This is a genomic window from Flavobacterium micromati (assembly GCF_900129585.1).
In the GTDB taxonomy this organism is placed as follows: Bacteria; Bacteroidota; Bacteroidia; order Flavobacteriales; family Flavobacteriaceae; genus Flavobacterium; species Flavobacterium micromati.
The window spans coordinates 139,657-159,231 of sequence record NZ_FQWF01000011.1; the positions used below are offsets into that span (position 1 = coordinate 139,657).

The 19,575-nt window shown below is 33.4% G+C and carries 14 protein-coding genes; 7 read left to right on the top strand and 7 right to left on the bottom strand.

Annotation, left to right across the window (positions count from 1 at the left end; genetic code table 11):
• Positions 1–1,145 precede the first annotated feature (1,145 nt).
• Both BUB42_RS12635 and BUB42_RS12640 read right to left on the bottom strand, forming a co-directional pair.
• Entirely contained in the window at positions 1,146–2,063 is a 918-nt protein-coding gene (locus BUB42_RS12635) for a GYDIA family GHMP kinase (RefSeq protein ID WP_073020917.1), read from the bottom strand.
• An 88-nt stretch (positions 2,064–2,151) separates the two neighbouring features.
• Complete coding sequence (locus BUB42_RS12640) at positions 2,152–3,468, bottom strand: hydroxymethylglutaryl-CoA reductase, degradative (protein WP_073020920.1); 1,317 nt, start codon at positions 3,466–3,468, stop codon at positions 2,152–2,154.
• A gap of 179 nt (positions 3,469–3,647) precedes the next feature.
• On the opposite strand from BUB42_RS12640, the gene BUB42_RS12645 reads away from it, so the two are divergent.
• The 6 genes from BUB42_RS12645 to BUB42_RS12670 all read left to right on the top strand — a co-directional run bounded on the left by BUB42_RS12645 (position 3,648) and on the right by BUB42_RS12670 (position 12,007).
• Positions 3,648–5,819 carry a S9 family peptidase gene (locus tag BUB42_RS12645; RefSeq protein ID WP_073020922.1) on the top strand — a complete coding sequence of 724 codons (2,172 nt, stop codon included), beginning with the start codon at positions 3,648–3,650 and terminating at the stop codon, positions 5,817–5,819.
• A gap of 167 nt (positions 5,820–5,986) precedes the next feature.
• Positions 5,987–7,678 carry a peptide MFS transporter gene (locus BUB42_RS12650; RefSeq protein ID WP_073020923.1) on the top strand — a complete coding sequence of 564 codons (1,692 nt, stop codon included), beginning with the start codon at positions 5,987–5,989 and terminating at the stop codon, positions 7,676–7,678.
• Between the two features lie 75 nt (positions 7,679–7,753).
• Positions 7,754–9,412, top strand: a complete 1,659-nt coding sequence (locus BUB42_RS12655; protein ID WP_073020925.1) for an oligopeptide:H+ symporter — start codon at positions 7,754–7,756, stop codon at positions 9,410–9,412.
• A 2-nt stretch (positions 9,413–9,414) separates the two neighbouring features.
• Positions 9,415–10,929, top strand: coding sequence for a peptide MFS transporter (locus BUB42_RS12660; protein WP_073020927.1), 1,515 nt, complete (start codon positions 9,415–9,417; stop codon positions 10,927–10,929).
• Between the two features lie 50 nt (positions 10,930–10,979).
• Positions 10,980–11,441 (top strand): thioredoxin family protein, encoded by a 462-nt coding sequence (locus BUB42_RS12665; RefSeq protein ID WP_073020929.1) that lies wholly within the window; start codon positions 10,980–10,982, stop codon positions 11,439–11,441.
• A gap of 110 nt (positions 11,442–11,551) precedes the next feature.
• A complete protein-coding gene (locus BUB42_RS12670) occupies positions 11,552–12,007 on the top strand; it encodes a thioredoxin domain-containing protein (RefSeq protein ID WP_073020931.1) in 456 nt (151 codons plus the stop codon).
• 7 nt (positions 12,008–12,014) lie between these two features.
• Here the strand turns inward: BUB42_RS12670 and BUB42_RS12675 are convergent, their stop codons facing one another.
• From BUB42_RS12675 to surE, 5 genes are all read right to left on the bottom strand, one after another.
• On the bottom strand, positions 12,015–14,045 hold the full coding sequence (locus BUB42_RS12675) for a ComEC/Rec2 family competence protein (RefSeq protein ID WP_073020933.1): 2,031 nt from the start codon (positions 14,043–14,045) through the stop codon (positions 12,015–12,017).
• 92 nt (positions 14,046–14,137) lie between these two features.
• The gene (locus BUB42_RS12680; protein WP_073020936.1) at positions 14,138–14,644 is read right to left on the bottom strand and encodes a C40 family peptidase; all 507 of its coding nucleotides are present in this window, start codon (positions 14,642–14,644) and stop codon (positions 14,138–14,140) included.
• Positions 14,645–14,682: 38 nt separating this feature from the next.
• Positions 14,683–15,795 (bottom strand): lipid-A-disaccharide synthase, encoded by a 1,113-nt coding sequence (gene lpxB / locus BUB42_RS12685; RefSeq protein ID WP_073020938.1) that lies wholly within the window; start codon positions 15,793–15,795, stop codon positions 14,683–14,685.
• 78 nt (positions 15,796–15,873) lie between these two features.
• On the bottom strand, positions 15,874–16,146 hold the full coding sequence (locus BUB42_RS12690) for a hypothetical protein (protein ID WP_073020941.1): 273 nt from the start codon (positions 16,144–16,146) through the stop codon (positions 15,874–15,876).
• Positions 16,139–16,918, bottom strand: a complete 780-nt coding sequence (gene surE, locus BUB42_RS12695; RefSeq protein ID WP_073021060.1) for a 5'/3'-nucleotidase SurE — start codon at positions 16,916–16,918, stop codon at positions 16,139–16,141. Before surE ends, BUB42_RS12690 begins: the two co-directional genes overlap by 8 nt.
• 208 nt (positions 16,919–17,126) lie before the next feature.
• On the opposite strand from surE, the gene BUB42_RS12700 reads away from it, so the two are divergent.
• Complete coding sequence (locus BUB42_RS12700; protein ID WP_073020942.1) at positions 17,127–19,304, top strand: carboxy terminal-processing peptidase; 2,178 nt, start codon at positions 17,127–17,129, stop codon at positions 19,302–19,304.
• Positions 19,305–19,575 lie beyond the last annotated feature (271 nt).

Here is a 19,575-nt window from a genome sequence, read left to right on the forward strand (position 1 = left end):
GCATGTTGAGACGCTTCCAGCGTGAAAAACGGATTGGCCTAGAAATCTATTACTTTATCACGACGCAAGCATCCCAATTAAGTTGCTCTCGCGTGGTGAGGCGCTTCCAGCGTGACAAACGGAGTAATTTGTGTTTGCTAAAGTATTACTAACTTATTACTTTGTCATGCTGGAAGCATCCCGAAAGAGTTGCTCTCGCATATTGAGACGCTTCCAGCGTGACTAACGGTGTGTATTAATCTATTAATTTGTAATGCTGGAGGCATCCCAATAAAGTTGCTCTCGTATTTTGAGACGCTTCCAGCGTGAAAAACGGATTGGCCTAGAAATCTATTACTTTATCACGACGCAAGCATCCCGATAAAGTTGCTTTCGCTTGTTGAGACGCTTCCAGCGTGACAAACGTAGTGGATTGTGTTTGCTAAGGTAGTACTTAATCTATTCCTTTGTCATGCTGGAAGCATCCCGATAGAGTTGCTCTCGCTTGTTGAGACGCTTCCAGCGTGACAAACGGAGTAGTTTGTGTTTGCTATTGTTACTAATCTATTACTTTGTCAAGCTGCAAGCATCCCAATAAAGTTGCTCTCGCTTGGCGAGACGCTTCCAGCGTGACAAAAGGAGTGGATTGTGTTTGTTAAAGTATTACGAATCTATTGCTTTGTTATGCTGTAAGCATTCCCTTAAAGTTGCTCTCCCGTGTTAAGATGCTTCCAGCGTGACAAACGTTGTGGCCTATTAATCTATTACTTTGTCATGCTGCAAGCATCCCAATACAGTTGCTCTCGCTTGGTGAAACGCTTCCAGCGTGACAAACGGAGGGGATTGAGTTTGTTAAAGTATTACTAATCTATAACTTTGTCATGCTGTAAGAATCCCAATAAAGTTGCTCTCGCGTGATGGGACGCTTCCAGCGTGACAAACGGAGTAGTTTGTGTTTGTTAAAGTATCACTAATCTATTCCTTTGTCATGCTGGAGGCATCCCAATGAAGTTGCTCTCGCGTGTTGAGACGCTTCCAGTTTGACAAACGGAGTAGTTTGTGTTTGTTAAAGTATAACTAATCTATTACTTTGTCATGCTGTAAGCATCCCAATGAAGTTGCTCTCGCGTGTTGAGACGCTTCCATTTTGACAACTGGAGTTAGCGTTACTGCAATATCATTTCATTATAAGGAATAATAGTAGCATATCCTTTTGACATAAAATAGTCTTTTGGATTTTCAGTGGCGATAACCATTACAAAATCGCCTCCCCAAGCACCAAGGCTTTTAACTGTTCCGCTGAAGTCGGGGAATGAAGTATCTTTCACTGTTGGTGTTTCCAGCATTACACTCATTTCAAATTCATGTTTTTTTACTGCTGCCGCAAATGATTGAACGTTGCTTGCAAGTAAAACTTCTTGCGTGAGGCAATCAATTGTTGCAATTGTCTCCGTAAGATTATTTTTTTTGTTTTTACGGTAAGCGGCTATAGCTGTTTTGCTGTTTTGCTTTTTATTGAGATATACAAAGTAAATATTTGACGTAAAAGCAGGATTGAAAACTACTTTTTCAACATTAGGTTTTCCGTGGTCTAACTGGTAAATAATAGGGTTGCTATTTTGCGCGCAAGCAATGTCATATCCACTGCCTCCAAAACTATTATTTAGTAAACTGTAAGCGTCAATCTCTAACCATTGTGCAATATTATTGATTAAAGTAGAGGACGTTCCTAATCCCCAATTCTTTGGAAAACTTAGTTGGGTCGTTACTTTAAAGCCATTCGATTTTGTAATAAAGGCTGAATTTAATAAATACGCTTCTCGCAAAATTCTAATTAATGTTGTTCTAACGGATTCCTCTTCAGTTTTTTCCGCTGTCGTAATTTCGCTAAATAAAATGGTGTCTTCAAACCAAATACTGCCGTCTGAATCGTAACTTTTCCATTGAAATTCTTTATTTAAACCACCCTCAACAATTAAATTTTGTCCAAATTTTGTAGGTAATGCAAATGCTTTTGCACCATCTAATACGAGATATTCTCCAGTAATTAAAAGCTTGCCGTTGCTGTAAAATGTTTTTTTCATTTACGCTGAATTTATTTCAGTATCGATTTTAACCCTTTCAGGGTTTTAAACCCTGAAAGGGTTCGGAACCTTGAAAGGGTTTTTAAAATTATTTTCTTAAACTGATGATATAGCTTTCCACCGAACTATGCGAAATAGCATTTTTCTTGAAATATTTCTGAATTAAAACTCGTTCTTCATCAGTTGCTTCAAACTGATTGATGATGTTATTCAAGTGCATTTTCATGTGACCTTCCTGAATTCCTGTTGTTGTTAAGGAACGCAGCGCGGCAAAATTTTGAGCAAGTCCAGCTACAGCTACAAACTGCATTAACTCTTTAGCTGAAGGATTTTCAAGCATTTCTAATGATAACTTTACTAAAGGATGTAGTGAGGTCAATCCTCCAACTGTTCCCAAGGCTAAAGGAATTTCGAGCCAAAAACTAAAAATACCATCCTCAATTTTAGCATGAGACAAGCTCGAATATTGTCCATTTCTAGATGCATAAGCATGAATTCCAGCTTCTACAGCTCTAAAATCATTTCCTGTGGCAAGCACTACGGCATCAACTCCGTTCATAATACCTTTATTGTGAGTAACGGCTCTGTAAGGCTCGACTTCTGCAATTTGCACAGCTTGTATAAATTTATAAGCAAACTCTTCAGGATTCGGAATTTGCTTTTCTTGCAACTCGTTTACAGCGCAAGAAACTTCAGCTCTAACAATACAATTTGGAACATAATTCGAAAGGATACTCATCACAACTTCAATTTCTTTTTCCTGTTCGTTAAATAAGTTGTAGTGGCTTGCTTCTTCTTTTAGTGTTTTTGCAAATTGTTCTAAACACGAATTAATAAAATTGGCTCCCATGCTATCTTTAGTTTCAAAGGTAGCATGCAGCTGAAAGTAATTCGGCATTAAATTAGTTTTATCATTTAAGATGATATCTAGAATGCCGCCACCTCTTTTTTGCATATTTGTGGTCAGCGATTCGGTTTCATCGTAAAATTTAGATTTTATCTGACTAAAAAAGGCATTCAATTTTGAAGCATCTCCTTTATATATAAAATGAACCTGACCTATTTTTTCGGTGTTAAGCACAGTTGCTTTAAATCCGCCACGTGTAGACCAGAAATTGGCAGCTTTTGCGGAAGCGGCTACTACTGAGCTTTCTTCAATTGCCATAGGAATAGTGCTGTATTTTCCATTTATTAGAAAATTAGGAGCTACTCCTAGCGGAATGTAGAAATTAGTTATCGTATTTTCAATGAATTCATCATGTAATTTCTGTATTTTTTCATCAGAATTCCAGTAGTTTTTCAGCAAGGCAATCGCTTCTGTAGGCGTTGAAAAATATTGATTGGCAATCCATTTTATTTTTTCCTCTTTGGATAATTTAGAAAATCCGCTAATAGCCTTATTCATTCTCAATTGATTAGGGTAAAATTAGTTGCAAATATAAGGTTTTAGGCGTTTTGAATGCAACCAAAATTTAGTAGATTTTCGCATGGCACAATTATTTATTTTTACATTTAACACAAAACACAACCGTTAATTGTATTTTTTTCACTAAAATTGACCGTTTTTATCTTTAAATAATTAGCATGTACTCAAAAAGAATTCTAGCACTATTTTTACTTCTTTGTTTTACGGTCGTAGGTCAGCAAAAAATTACAATTGATCAAATTTATAACGGTACATTTCGCGCAAAAGGAATGGATGAATTGCAATCATTAAAAAACACCAATCAATATACCGTCCTTAACGTCAATATGCAAGCAAGAAGCATGAGTGTCGATTTATATGATTTTGCAACCTTAAAAAAAGTGTCCACTTTAATTGATACTAAATCATATCCAGAATTAGCTAACGGGATTGATAGTTACACATTTGATGCATCAGAAAAAATGATTTTATTGGCTTGTAACACCAATCAAATTTTCCGTCGTTCATTCACAGCTGATTACTATTTGTATGATATTGCAACCAAAGAATTGAAAAAGCCATTTGATTTTCAAGTTCAGGAACCTACTTTTTCTCCTGACGGTAATAAAATAGCGTACGCAAAAGAAAATAATCTTTTTATTTATGATTTAAATTCTAAAAAATCAACTGCAATTACTACAGATGGTGAAAAGAATAGCATAATCAACGGAATTACAGACTGGGTTTATGAAGAGGAATTCTCATTTGTAAAAGCTTTTGACTGGAGTGCCGATAGCAAAAAAGTATCTTACATTCGTTTTGACGAAAGTCAGGTTCCTGAATTTTCGATGTCGATGTTTGGAAAAGATTTGTACCCAACGGTTCAAACTTTTAAATATCCAAAAGCAGGAGAAAAAAATGCAATCGTTTCATTGCATATTTATGACGTAAACGCTAATGCTGTAAAAAATATTGACCTTGCTCAGTATAATGATTTTTACATTCCAAGAATGAAGTGGACAAAAGACAGTAATATTTTATCAGCGCAAATATTAAATCGTCATCAAGATAATTTAGATTTGTTGTTTGTTGACGGAACTTCAGGTGCTGCGAAAGTAGTTTTGAATGAAAAAGACAAAGCATATATTGACGTGACAGATAATTTAACTTTCCTAAAAGATAACAGCTTTATTTGGACAAGTGAAAAAGATGGATTCAATCATATCTATTTATATAACAAAACTGGAAAATTGAAAAACCAAGTGACCAAAGGGAAGTGGGAAGTTACAGAGTATTACGGTTTAGATGAAAAAACGAATACACTTTTTTACCAGTCTGTAGAAAATGGTTCCATCAACAGAGATGTATATAGAATAGGTCTGGACGGGAAAAACAAAGTGCGCTTATCCCAAGGTGTTGGAACTACAAAAGCAACTTTTAGCCCAAATTTCCAGTATTACATCAGCAATTTTTCGAGTGCATCTCAGCCAACAAAATATACTTTGAACGAAGCAAAAGCAGGTAAGGAAGTTCAAGTAATTCAAGATAATGAAGCTTTGTCCGGTAAATTAAAAGGATATAATTTACCAGAAAAAGAATTTTTTGTTTTAAAAACAGAAAAAGGGAATGAATTAAATGCTTGGATAATTAAGCCAAAGGATTTTGATGCCTCAAAAAAATATCCTGTTTTTATGTATCAATATTCAGGTCCTGGATCGCAACAAGTGAACAATGACTGGAATGGAGCTGATGATTATTGGTTTATGATGTTGTCTCAACAAGGCTATATTGTGGCTTGTGTTGACGGAAGAGGAACTGGTTTTAAAGGAGCAGATTTCAAAAAAGTAACACAAAAGGAATTAGGGAAATATGAAGTAGAAGATCAAATCGATGCTGCGAAAGTGATAGGGAATTATTCATTTGTGGATAAAACGAGAATTGGTATATTTGGCTGGTCTTATGGAGGATTTATGTCGTCAAATTGTATTTTGAAAGGGAATGATATTTTTAAAATGGCAATTGCAGTAGCTCCGGTAACAAACTGGCGTTTTTATGATAGCGTTTACACAGAGCGCTATATGCAAACACCACAAGAAAATGCCAGTGGTTATGATGAAAACTCTCCAATAAATCATGTAAGTAAATTGAAAGGAAAATTTCTTTTAATTCATGGCTCAGGCGACGACAATGTGCATGTTCAAAACTCGATGCAAATGATGGAAGCATTGATTCAGGCCAACAAGCAATTTGATTCGGAAATATATCCAGACAATAATCACGGAATTTATGGAGGTAATACCAGAATTCAGTTGTATACTAAGATGACTAACTTTATTAAAGAAAATTTATAATTTATAAATATTACGTAATTCCATAAAAAACAAGATCGTAATTGAGTTATAGTTAACCTCGATTTTGATTTGGCGGTAAGTAGTTGCTCTCGATTCAAGAGTGCAAAATAGTTAATAATAAGAGTACGAATAACAATAATAAAACAAATAAAAATTAAGCAGACAAAATGAATGAAATAGCAGTAAAATCAGGACATCCTAAAGGACTTTGGGTATTATTTGGAACCGAAATGTGGGAGCGTTTCAATTTTTATGGAATGCGAGCAATTTTAACGTTGTTTTTAGTTAACTCTTTGTTAATGAAAGAGTCTGATGCATCCTTAATTTATGGAGGATTTTTGGGACTTTGCTACCTAACTCCTATGTTAGGTGGTTTTATAGCCGATCGTTTCTTTGGAAATCGAAATTGTATTATATTGGGTGGTCTTATGATGGCCTTAGGACAATTTCTACTATTTACTAGTGCCAGTATCTTTGGTACAAATATAAGTTTGGCCAATACTCTAATGTGGTCCGCACTAGGAATTATTATTTTTGGAAATGGATTCTTCAAACCAAATATCTCAAGTATGGTTGGAAGTTTGTATCCAAAACAGGAAAAAACTAAATTAGATACGGCCTTTACAATTTTCTACATGGGAATTAATTTAGGTGCTTTTTTAGGGCAAACAATCTGTCCTTATTTAGGGGATCAAGTTGTAGATGGTGTTCAAAACGTTCATGCTTTCAAATGGGGATTTTTGGCAGCTTCTATTGCAATGTTAATTGGAACGGTAGTTTTCTATGTTTTGAAAGACAAATATGTTGTTACTCCAGATGGCAAACCATTAGGAGGACTACCTTCTAAGAACGATGCAAATGACTACGAAGAAGGAGAAGCACAAAAAGCAGTTTTTTCTACCCAAGCTTTGATTGGAGCTGTGGTTTCATTTGTAATTTTATTTTTCGCTTTCCGTTATATTTTAGGGGGTGATAATTTTATTAAAACATTTATTTATCCTATTATATATGCAAGTGGTCTGACTTTAGCAGGATTGATAGTTTCAGATAGTTCGTTAACAAAGATAGAGAGAGACAGAATTTTTGTCATTTATATTGTTGCGTTCTTCATCATATTTTTTTGGGCTGCTTTCGAACAAGCAGGATCTTCTTTAACATTTATTGCGGCAAATCAAACTGATAGAACTTTTATGTTTGGATGGCAAATGCCCGCTTCAATGGTACAAGTTTTTAATGGAATTTTTGTTTTTGCTTTCGCATTACCTTTTAGTATCCTTTGGGACAAATTAAGAGAAAATGGAAAAGAACCTATTTCGCCTGTTAAACAAGCCATCGGATTGGCACTTATTGCAGTAAGTTATTTTATAATTGCATACAACGTAAAAGATCTAGGTAATACTGGACTTCTTGCTATTAAATGGTTAATTCTTTTGTATTTGATTCAAACTTTTGCTGAGTTGTGTTTATCGCCTATCGGATTATCCTTAGTAGGTAAATTGTCTCCAAAACGTTTTTCCTCTTTACTATTTGGGGTATTTTTTCTTTCTAATGCTGCTGGTTATGCTTTATCTGGTACTTTAGGATCTATTATGCCTGCAACAGGTGAGAAATTTGTCAAAGCAAAAGAATTAGGAATAGACCTGCAACCTATTTTAGATAAAACGGTAATAGCTACATCAGAGCAGCTACAAGTTTTAGAAACGAACCAAATTAGCGCAACTAACCCTATTTTCGCTGGTTTTGAAATTCATAATCTATTTGAATTTTTTATGGTTTTCGTAATTTTAACAGGTATTGCAGCCATAGTTTTATTTGCCTTAACTCCAGTTTTAAAGAAAATGATGCACGGAGTACGTTAAAAATAAATATTTCAGTACAATTACCTATCGGATTAATTCGGGTAGGTAATTTTTAATTTTAATTCCTTTTTTACCATGTGGAAAAATCATCCTAGAGCGCTACCTTTTTTATTTTTATCTGAAATGTGGGAACGTTTTGGTTACTATTTAATGATTGGAATATTTACTCTTTATCTTAAAGATGTAGAATCAGGATTTGCAATGACTGAAAAAGAAGCTTCTGATTTATATGGAACTTTTATTGCATTAGTATTTTTAACTCCATTTATTGGCGGGTTAGTTGCTGATAGATATTTGGGATATAAAAAATCTATAGTCATCGGTGGGATAATGATGGGGGCAGGGTACTTTATGATGGGTATTCATAGCTTGACCATGTTATATGTTGCAATGACGTTAGTTATTGTGGGTAATGGATTTTTTAAGCCTAATATCTCAACACTTTTAGGAAATTTCTACAACGAAGAAAAATACATTGATAAAAAAGATGAAGGGTACAACATTTTTTATATGGGAATAAATGTTGGTGCTTTTATTTGTAATTTCTTTGGTGCTGCGTTGCAAATACTGTTAGGTTGGCAATATGCATTTATGGCTGCTGGCTTGGGAATGTTTATTGGTGTTATAGTATTTCTATCAGGAACCAAACATTACGGTGATAAGACGGAGAAAAAAGGAATTCAACAAGGCGATATGCCATTCTCAAAAATTGTGTTATTTGTTTTGCTTCCGTCCGTTGTATTTGGGGTTATAGGATGGTTAATAAAAGGAGTACAAAGCGATAGTAATTTAAACAGCGCTATTTTTGGTTCGGATAGTACTGATGCCTTTATTTTTGCTTGTATTCCTGTAGTTTATTTTTATGGGAGTTTATATTTTAAGGCTAAGGTAGAGGAGAAACGACAAATAGGTGCTTTGCTGTCTATTTTTGCTGTCGTTATTTTATTTTGGGCTGTTTTTAAATTAAATGGATCTGCACTTACAACTTGGGCTGACCGTTATACAAACAGAGAAATAACTGGAACTACAAAAGCGGTTTTCAATGGTTTAAAATTAGCTAAAGAGGTTGAATATAAAAAGGATGCTACTGAGTTGTATGACCCCAGTTTTAGGCTTCAGAAAGAAAATGGAGAAATTGTAAAAACAGTCGATTATCCTATCTATTTTAGAAATGTTTCCGAAGAAAAAAAACCTGTTGAGGGTTCTAAAGTTTCTATCTGGGCAACTAATTTAAGTCAATCAATCAATCCCGGCTGGGTCATCATTTTAACTCCGTTAATAGTTGCTTTTTTTACTTTTTTAAGAAGTAGAAAAAAAGAACCATCTACGCCCACAAAGATTGCTTTTGGTTTACTAATTTCGGCATTATCAGTATTGGTGATGGTTGCTGCGGTTCATATTGGTGGTAACGGAGCTGAAAAAGTATCTGTTTGGTGGCTAGTTGCAAATTACGGAATCATAACTATTGGAGAATTATTTCTAAGTCCGATGGGTTTGTCAATTGTATCCAAATTATCGCCACAAAATATTACGGCTTTAATGATGGGCGGTTGGTTTCTGTCAACGTCCATTGGTAATAAATTATCTGGTGTTTTAGCCAGTATGTGGGATCAGTATGATGATAAAGCTAATTTTTTCTGGATTAATTTTGGTTTGCTGATGTTTGCAACGGTGCTTATGTTTGCTCTTGTAAAAAACTTAAATAAGGTAATGAAAGACCACGGAATTAATTAATTATGGAAATCAATCAATCATTAGAACAAATACAAAATTTTGAAGGGAAGTACCCCAAACAATTATGGTATTTATTTTTTAGCGAAATGTGGGAACGTTTTTGTTTCTACGGAATGCGAGGAATGTTAGTAGTTTTTATGGTAGGTCATTTAGCTATGGATGAGAAAACTGCAAATCTGCAATATGGCGCAACACAGGCGTGGGTTTATGCTTTTACATTTATAGGCGGATTATTTGCTGATAAAATTTTAGGATTACGAAAGTCGCTTTTTTGGGGTGGAATTCTTATGATTGTTGGAAGTGTAATTCTGGCAATTGATCCTGTAAATTTCTTTTTTATTGGATTGGGTTTCACAATTGTAGGAACAGGTTTTTTCAAACCAAACATTTCTTCGATGGTAGGACAATTGTATAAAATTAATGATCCAAGAAGAGACGCAGGATTTTCATTTTTTTATATGGGGGTAAATTTGGGTGCTTTAATTGGCGGTTATTTATGTATTGCAGTAGCGGAAGGTTCGATGTGGCAGTCCTTAGTTCCTATAAATCTTCGCTGGAATGTTGGATTTGGACTAGCAGCTGTTGTGATGATAATTAGTTTGTTAACTTTTACACAAACTCAAAAAAGTCTAGGGACAATAGGTATTTCTCCATTACTTTCGATTGAAAAATCTAAGAAAAAATCACTTGAAATCGGAACATACATTGGTTCATTGGCAATTGTACCAATTATTATTATTATGGTTGCTAATACTGTTTACACGGATTATTTTATGATTTTTATTGGGCCAGCATCAATATTATATTTATTCTCTGAAATGAAGAATTTTACAATGGCCGAAAATAAAAAATTATTGGCAGCGTTGATTTTTATAATATTCTCTATTTTCTTTTGGGCTTTTTTTGAGCAAAGTGGTGGTTCATTAAGTTTGTTTGCAGCAAATAATTTGAACAATGAAATAGCAGGAATTCAGTTAAGTCCTAATGGGGTAAATAATTCTGCTAACTCTTTCTTTGTTATTGGTTTTGCAGCGCTGGTTGGTTTAGTTTGGTTATGGATGGCAAAAAGAAAAATAGAGCCAAATACCGTCATTAAATTTGGATTAGCATTTATATTTCTTGCAGGTGGATTTTACATTTTTTATTATACAAAATTCTTTGCGGATCCAACAACTGGAAGAACGTCTTTAGGAGTTTTTACCTTTGGGTGGTTTATTATTACTTTTGGAGAGCTATGTTTGTCGCCTATTGGAATGAGTGCAATGACCAAACTTTCTCCTCAAAAAACGCAAGCGGTTATAATGGGAATGTGGTTTTTAGCAAGCGCATACGGTCAGTATTTTGCAGGTCTACTTGGTGCAAACATTGCGGAGGCATCCGAAAACTCCACCAACTTACAGAAATTAAACGTTTATGCTGATGGATATTATCAGCTTGGAGTGTACGCTTTAGTGGCTGGTATTATTTTGATCGCTATTTCGCCTTTCATAAAAAAATTAATGCAAGAAGTGAAGTAAAAAATATTTTACGGCACTATATTTGAAAATCAAAAAAATAAAATCACAAAATGAAAAAAATCATAATTGTATTTCTATTATTGGCGGGCTCATTTGCCGTCGAAGCACAAGAGTTAGTGTGGGAAACAAATGTCAACAAGGCAATGGAAGTTTCTAAAAAAACTAAAAAACCATTATTATTGTTTTTTACGGGTAGCGATTGGTGTGGCTGGTGCATTCGTTTACAAAAAGAGGTACTCAAAACACCGGAGTTTGCTAAATGGGCTAAGGAAAATGTAGTTTTAGTTGAACTGGATTTCCCAAGAAGAAGTGAGCAGACAGCAGAAATTAAGAAACAAAACAGCGAATTACAACAAGCTTTTGGAATTCAAGGATTCCCAACTGTAGTTATTGCAAAGGCTACCAAAAAAGACGGCAAAGTTAATTTTGAAGGTCTTGGAAGCATTGGCTATGTAGCTGGTGGCCCGGCAGCATGGTTAGCTGTAACAAATGACATGTTAAAAAAGAAATAAATCCCTAATTTCCCTTTATTTGTGATTTTTGTTAAGTTATATTGTTTTTTTCTTGGGTATTATTTATTTAATTTGTTATTTTGATGCAAATCTTTTAATTACCAAATCTTATGATCAAAAAATTACTTTTATCGCTATCATTGTTATTTATAATGAGCATGCATTCTCAAGTCGTTAATTGGAATAACGATATTTCAACCGCTATCACTGCAAGTAATAAAGATAAAAAACCAATGTTAATTTTGTTTACAGATAGTAATACTAGCAAAGGTGCTTTAAATGCACAAATTCTTAATACACTGGATTTCGCTTTATGGTCAAGAGATAATGTTATTTTAGTAAAATTAGACTTAACTGACGACTCTTCAAATGAATATTTAACGCGGAATTTATCTTTAAAGAAAGCGTTTGGAGTGCAAGAATTACCAGAAATATGTTTTTCGAAAGCAGGCATTAGAAAAGAAAAAATTACATATCAGCTTATAGGTAAAACAGGATATAAACCTGGAGGTGTTAAGTCTTGGATTACAGACGCAACAGAAATTTTAAACAGACAACAAGAATAAAAAAGTTCTATTTCAAAATATAATATCCCTTTTCGGCAGTGGCATGAAAAGGGATATTGTTTTTTGCACAGCTTTTTTTCCATTTTATTCGAAAATTTTTATAATTTGACCCGTCAGCGATAACCATTTTAGGCTGCATAACTTGTAATACCCGATCTAAGTTTACCTGAGTTGATTGTGTCAAAAGGAGTATGTCAGCAGCAATATCCTCTGGATAAATCACCGTACTATCCAGTACATATATTTTTTTTCCACTAAAAAAGATGAAGTTCTGCAATTTTGTTTTTTCCACAATTTTGCTGTGATTCCCTAAACTATATGAATTTAAAATGGTGTTTCTATCAACCGATTTTAGAAGATTGTCATTAGCAATTATGATTATATTATCTCCATTCCTCTCCGCTATTAACGTGTTTTTATTGCTATTGAAAATAACAAGTTCTTTTTCTTTGTGAACATTCCATCTTATTGTAAAGTACGAAATTTGTAAAATAATTATTGAAAACATAACATAAACTAATTTATTAAAACTTGGTTTTTTGAACCAAATAATGACTGTCAATAGCAATAAATAACTACACACAAATAAGTATGAATGAAGCGGAATATCTGTAATAATAAATTGTTCAAATGAAGCTATAATGTTTACTATTTTGTTCAAATAATAAATGCTCCATTCAAGTAATTGTGAAATAAAAACGGGAATTATGTTGAATGCCGCTAAAACCATTACTAGAACTCCCAAAACCATTATAATACTCAACATAGGGATAATAATGAGATTCGAAATAAAGAACAGACCAGGAAATTGATGAAAATAATAAATACTCAATGGCAAGGTTCCTATTTGCGCTGCAAACGAAACGGTAAGAATATCCCAAGTGTATTTTGAAAATTTGGTTTTAGGAGACCAAATTGAAGCTAGAAGCGGCTGTAACCACATTATAAAAAACAACGCTATATAACTTAGTTGAAAACCAACATCAAATAAAAAAGAAGGTTCTACAAGCAAAATAAGTAAGACGGAAACTAATAAGGTATGATAGATGTTAACGCTTCTGCGGAGATGAATTCCTATTGCGACAAATGAAAACATAGTAACAGATCGAACGACTGATGGTGCTAAGCCTGCAATGATGCCAAACAGAGACAACGAAGAAATTATTACGATTAACTTAATGAACGAACCGCGTCTTGTATTTGGTATAGGTTTTAGTAGAAAGGTTAAAAAAATTAAAATAAATCCGATGTGCAAACCTGAAACTGATAATATATGAACTGCTCCTGCATATTGATAATCCCGAATAATATCTGGTGAAATTTCTTGTTGCTGTCCCATTATTAGCGCAACAGCGACATGCATTTCCGTTTTATTAAAATGATTCTTTTCTAAATTCTTAATAATACGACTTCTCAACAGTGAGGAGTAATACCAGATGTCTTTTTTAATTTCGCTTCCTATTTTTATTTGATTAGGTTCAGCATAAAGTTGCGCATAGATTTGTTTATTTTCAAGGTATTTACTGTAGTTGAATTGGTTTGGATTATTAGCCGGTTTATTTTTTGTTAAAATCCCTCTGATTAATAGATTAGTTCCAATGATTAAATTGCGGTCAATGTTGTCTTTAGAAATATTAAGTATCAATTTTCCCGTTTGTTTCTTTTTGTCAATGTGATTTAAAATAACAATGTAGCGGTCACTAAAAGCCGATTTTTTGAGTTTTTCTTTGATTGTGACGGAGATATTATGCGGTTCTTCAAATATATTTTTATTATGGATGTAATTGTTCTTTTGGAAATAATCAGTATGTATAATTGCATTTGAGATTCCAATAAGAAAGGCCAGAAAATAAGTTACGATGCCAAAGTAAACTGAGGATTTACTTTTAGTATAAAAATAAAGTGCAAAGAAAGACAGGAAAGAAAAACCAATAATTATGAAAACCACCTCAATGGGAGAAATCATAAATTTTGCAAAAAGCAATCCAAAAACAAATCCAATTGTGATCCTCGCAAGAGGGAATTGTAGTACTTTCATGACTCTAAAGTACGTATTTTCAATAAGAAACGATTTATTTTAAGTAAATTTTTACTCGAGATTGTTTAACGGTTTTTCAAAAAGAAAAAAAATTATAAAATTCGGTTGATTTGTGCAAACGTATTTTTATAATACGACTGTTTGGTTGAGGAAATTATAACGCCTTTTGAAGTTGAGGAGTGAATAAATATTATGTCGTCATCATTTACCTCAATGATAATCCCAACGTGATTTATTTTTTTGCTATTATCCGTTTTAAAAAAAATTAAATCTCCTTTTCGCACTTTTTCTTTCTTCTGATTTATTACCGTCCCAAGCTTTGACTGCTCTAAAGAACTGCGTGGAATAGTAATGTTTTCTGAATTAAAAACGGCGTACATCAAGCCAGAACAGTCAAATCCAGTTTTTGTAGTTCCACCGTACTTGTACTTTATTCCGACGTTTTTAGTAGCAACATCGATTAATTGTTCTGCTATTCGTTCCGTTTTCCTGTTTTCTGAATGAGAGACTTTTTCTTTTTTTGAACTGACAACAGGCGATGTTGACTTACAAGCCGTAAATAAGAGAGTCAAAAATAGAAGTACAACGAGATTTTTCAAGAGAGTTTCTTTATTTAGTTTTTATAATCAACGGTTAATTATTGTAGATCTTTTAAAATTAGTGCAGCTGTTTTTTCGCTTGCTCCAATGCCACCCAATTTTTCTTCTAATAAGTTGTATTTTTTAAGAAGACTGACGCGAATTTTGGGAGTTAAAATTTTGTTAAGCTCTTCTCGAATTCTTTTTGTATTGCAATCATCCTGAATTAATTCGGTTACAACTTCTTCGTCCATTATTAAGTTTACTAATGAAATGTATTTAAGTGTAATGATTCGTTTTGCAATTTGGTACGAAGCCCAGCTGCCTTTATAACAAACCACTTCAGGTACTTTAAAAAGTGCAGTTTCTAGTGTTGCCGTTCCTGAAGTTACTAATGCTGCGGTGGCATTTTGTAATAAATCATAGGTTTTATTTGAAATGAATTTTATATTGCTTTGGGAAATAAAATTCTGATACAATGAAAAATCTTGACTAGGTGCGCCAGCAATTACAAATTGGTAAGTCGGAAAATCATTAACTACACTTAACATTACTGATAGCATTTTCGTAATTTCTTGTTTTCTGCTTCCTGGCAAAATAGCAATAATAGGTTTTTCGTCTAATTGATTTTCTTTCCGGAAAAGGATTGGATCGGTAAAGGTTTGATCGTGAATCGCGTCAATTAATGGATGTCCCACAAATTTGACTGCAAATTGATGTTTGTCTTGATAAAACTTTTTTTCAAAAGGCAGAATGACAAACATTTTGTCAACATCTCGTTTAATGTCAGTAATTCTGCTTTCTTTCCAAGCCCATATTTGAGGAGATATATAGTAATGCGTTTTCATTCCTAATGCTTTTGCCCATTTAGCAATTCGAAGATTAAAACCTGGATAGTCAATAAAAATTAGGACATCAGGCTGAAATGCGAGAATGTCTTTTTTGCATATTTTGATATTTTCTAGAATAGTTTTTAAATTAAAGATAACCTCGATGAATCCCATAAAGGCGAGTTCGCGATAATGTTTTACCAATGTTCCGCCTACGTTTTTCATTAAGTCGCCACCCCAAAAACGGATTTCAGCTTTTGGATCTTTTTTATAAAGTTCTTTCATCAAATTAGAACCATGTAAATCACCCGAAGCTTCTCCTGCAATTATATAATATTTCATTTTTTATCCGATTAAGTAGTAGTGGTTTGATTTGAAAATGGAATGTTCTTGTAAATAGCAAAGATAAACGAATCCTAATTAGATAAATATTGTAAGTATCGCCAAAGCAATTACTGCTAACACAACTCCACGAGCCATCATTTCTTTATTTAAAGATAATAAAAGTCCAAAAACAGCTAGCGAGGGAATTGCTCCTAAGGTGATAACTTTACCAAGATTGCCTTGTGATTTCAGGATTTGTAATCCAGAAGCAAAAGTAAAATCAGTATAAAAGGTAATGAATAAGTATGTTCCCAGAAGTGCAGCAACAATTCCAAATATAAATCCGTATAATAAATCTATTTTATTCATTCCAATTTCTAGTATTAAGATTTTGTATTGCGTGATGTGCAGTTAAATCAAATTGTACAGGAACGACTGAGATGTAATTATTTTCTAATGCCCACTCATCAGTGTCTTCGCCCTTGTCTTGATTGATAAATTCGCCTGCTAGCCAGTAATAATCTCGTCCTTGTGGAGTTTTTCTTTTATCGAATTTTTCAGCCCAAAACGCCTTCGCTTGACGACAAATTCTAATTCCTTTTATGTCTTTTTCTTCCAATTTTGGAAAATTAACATTGAGGACAACTCCTTGCGGTAATCCGTTTTCTAAAACTTCGAGCACTATTTTTTTTATAAAAGTTTTTATCGGTTCAAAATTAGCATTCCAGTCATAATCCAATAGGGAAAAACCAATAGCAGGGATTCCTTCAATTCCTGCTTCGACAGCAGCGCTCATTGTTCCAGAGTAGATTACATTTATAGAAGAATTAGAACCATGATTAACACCAGAAACGCATAAATCAGGTTTTCGTTTCAAGATTTCATTGACCGCTAATTTTACACAATCAACAGGAGTACCAGAACAGCTATATTCAGTAAAAGAATCTCCTTCTAATGATATTTTATTTAAATACAAGGTGCTATTTGTAGTAATTGCATGACCCATAGCACTTTGAGGTGCATCTGGTGCGACAACTACAATTTCTCCTAATTCAGCCATAACTGAAATTAGGGCTCTTAGTCCTGGAGCCGAAATACCGTCGTCATTTGTAATAAGAATTAGAGGTTTATTTGTTTTCATTGGTACAGTATTAAAAAAGATATTTTCTTGTAATTTTTTTGACAAATGTAGTTACTCAAACCGCTATATTTTGAACAAAAGATAAAAATATGTTATCTTAGCGAGTTTTACTTATTATCGCAAAACATTTTTTATATCTTTAGCAACTATTTGGAGCAAGTCATGTATTTTTGGCATTGTTTTTTACCGAATCTTAGTATAAAAATTCATGAATACTATTCTTAACTTTATGAAAAGAAATTATAAAATCATCGTTGTAATCGCCTTTATTTCGGTGGCACTTTTTGCCTTTAAAATGAATGCCTCAAAGGTAAATGATCCTGAGAAAGACAAACTGCTTTTAGAACTTTTAACTTTCGTTATTGAAAAAGGCCATTATAGTCCAGCATCAATTGACGATACTTTTTCGAGAGGGATTTATAAAGATTATATTGAAGCGCTCGATCCATCGAAACGTTTCTTTTTGCAATCAGATATTAATGAATTTTCGAAATTCGAATTGCAGCTAGATGATCAATTACTTAATAAGGATTTATCCTTTTTTAATTTAACTTACAGCCGCTTGATTAAAAGAATGGAGGCTAGTGCTTCTATTTACAAGAATATTTTAGCTAAGCCTTTTAATTACAAGATTGAAGAAGACTTTAATATTGATTATGAAAAAGCACCTTATTCTAAAAATTTGGTTGAATTAAAAGAAAAGTGGCGTAAACAAATAAAGTTATCCACACTTTCGTCTCTTACTGACAAGCAGAAATTAGAACAGGATAAAAAGAAAAACGATCCAAAGTATATAATGAAGTCTTTTGATAATTTAGAAAAAGAAACCAGAGAAAGTTCGTCTAAATCGCTTGATGAATATTTTGGTTTTATAAAAGATTTAGAAAGAAACGATTGGTTTTCAGTGTACGTGAATTCTATAACTGCACGTTTTGACCCCCATACAAATTATTTTGCACCAGAAGAGAAGGAGCGCTTTGATGTAAGCATCAGCGGAAAACTGGAGGGAATTGGTGCTCGTCTTCAAAAGAAAAACGATTACACTGAAATAACCGAACTTATTTCTGGTGGTCCCGCTTGGAGAGGAAAATTGCTGGAGGCTGGCGATTTAATCATGAAGGTAGCTCAGGGAAAAAATGAAGCTGTTGAAGTTGTTGGAATGCGATTAGACGATGTCGTAAAAAAAATTAAAGGACCTAAAGGTTCAGAAGTTCGTTTAACAGTTAAAAAAGTTGATGGCACTATTAAAGTGATACCTATTATAAGAGATATAGTTGAAATAGAGGAGACTTATGCTAAATCAAGTATTGTCAATAAAAATGGGTTGAAGTACGGCGTTATTTATTTACCAAAATTCTATATTGATTTTGAAAATAAAAACGGCAGAGATGCTGGTAAAGATATTGCAATAGAGGTCGATCGCTTAAAAGAAGCAGGAGTTGATGGAATTGTACTTGATGTGCGTGATGACGGCGGTGGTTCTTTATCTACGGTGGTTGATATTGCTGGTTTATTTATTGAAGAAGGACCAATTGTTCAAATAAAATCGGCTGGAAGAAGTAAAGAAGTTTTATACGACAGAGATAGAAAAATTGAATGGGATGGACCATTAGTTATTATGGTAAATAGTTTCTCCGCAAGTGCATCTGAAATTTTGGCAGCAGCGATTCAAGATTATAAAAGAGGAATTATCGTAGGTAGTAGACAAACCTATGGTAAGGGAACTGTTCAAAATGTAATTGATTTAAACGAGTTTGTTCGCAGCAGCACAGTAGGAGATCTAGGTGCAATTAAAACAACGACGCAAAAATTTTATAGAATTAATGGTGGTTCAACTCAGTTAGAAGGCGTTCGTAGCGATGTTGTTATGCCAGATAGATACGCCTATTTAAAAATGGGCGAACGTGATATAGAAAATGCGATGCCTTGGGACAAAATTGATCAAGCGGACTACACGGTTTGGAATCAAAACGAGAATTTTAATCAGGCCATTATCAATAGTAAAAATAGAATTAGTATTAATCCTCACTTTAAACTTATTGAAGAAAATGCAAAATGGATTGATAGTAGAAGTAAAGAGAACGTTTATAGTTTAAATATTGAAAAATTTACTAAGGCTCAAGCTGAGATCGAAGAAAAAGCAAAAAAGTATAAGCCCATTATTGATTATAAGAATACATTGATTTTTAACTCTTTGCCTAACGAAATGAAAGCCATTAATGATGATGTTTCCCTAAAAGAAAAAAGAGAAAGATGGCATGAAGCTTTAGCTAAAGATATTTACGTGGAAGAGGCCTTAAATGTCTTGGATGATTTACAGTCGAAGTCGATGTCATCAAAAACTATTCCTGTGAAAATAAAAAAAGATAAACTTGCTAAGACCTAGTGATACAATAAAATATCTATTTAAAAATGCTCCAAAAAATAATTTTGGAGCATTTTTTTTACACGGAAATTAATTTGATAAATATATTGAATCATTTATTGATTTAAGATAAGTAAACTTTTCAATTTTTTTTTATGATCTGAAACTTAAGGTAGCTATCTATATCGCTGGTTGTTTCTTATGAGTATCTTCTATTCGTAGAACTTTTGATGATAATAACAGAATGAAAAAACTGTTTTAGCTAGTGGGTAGGATTAGAAAAATTAGTCCG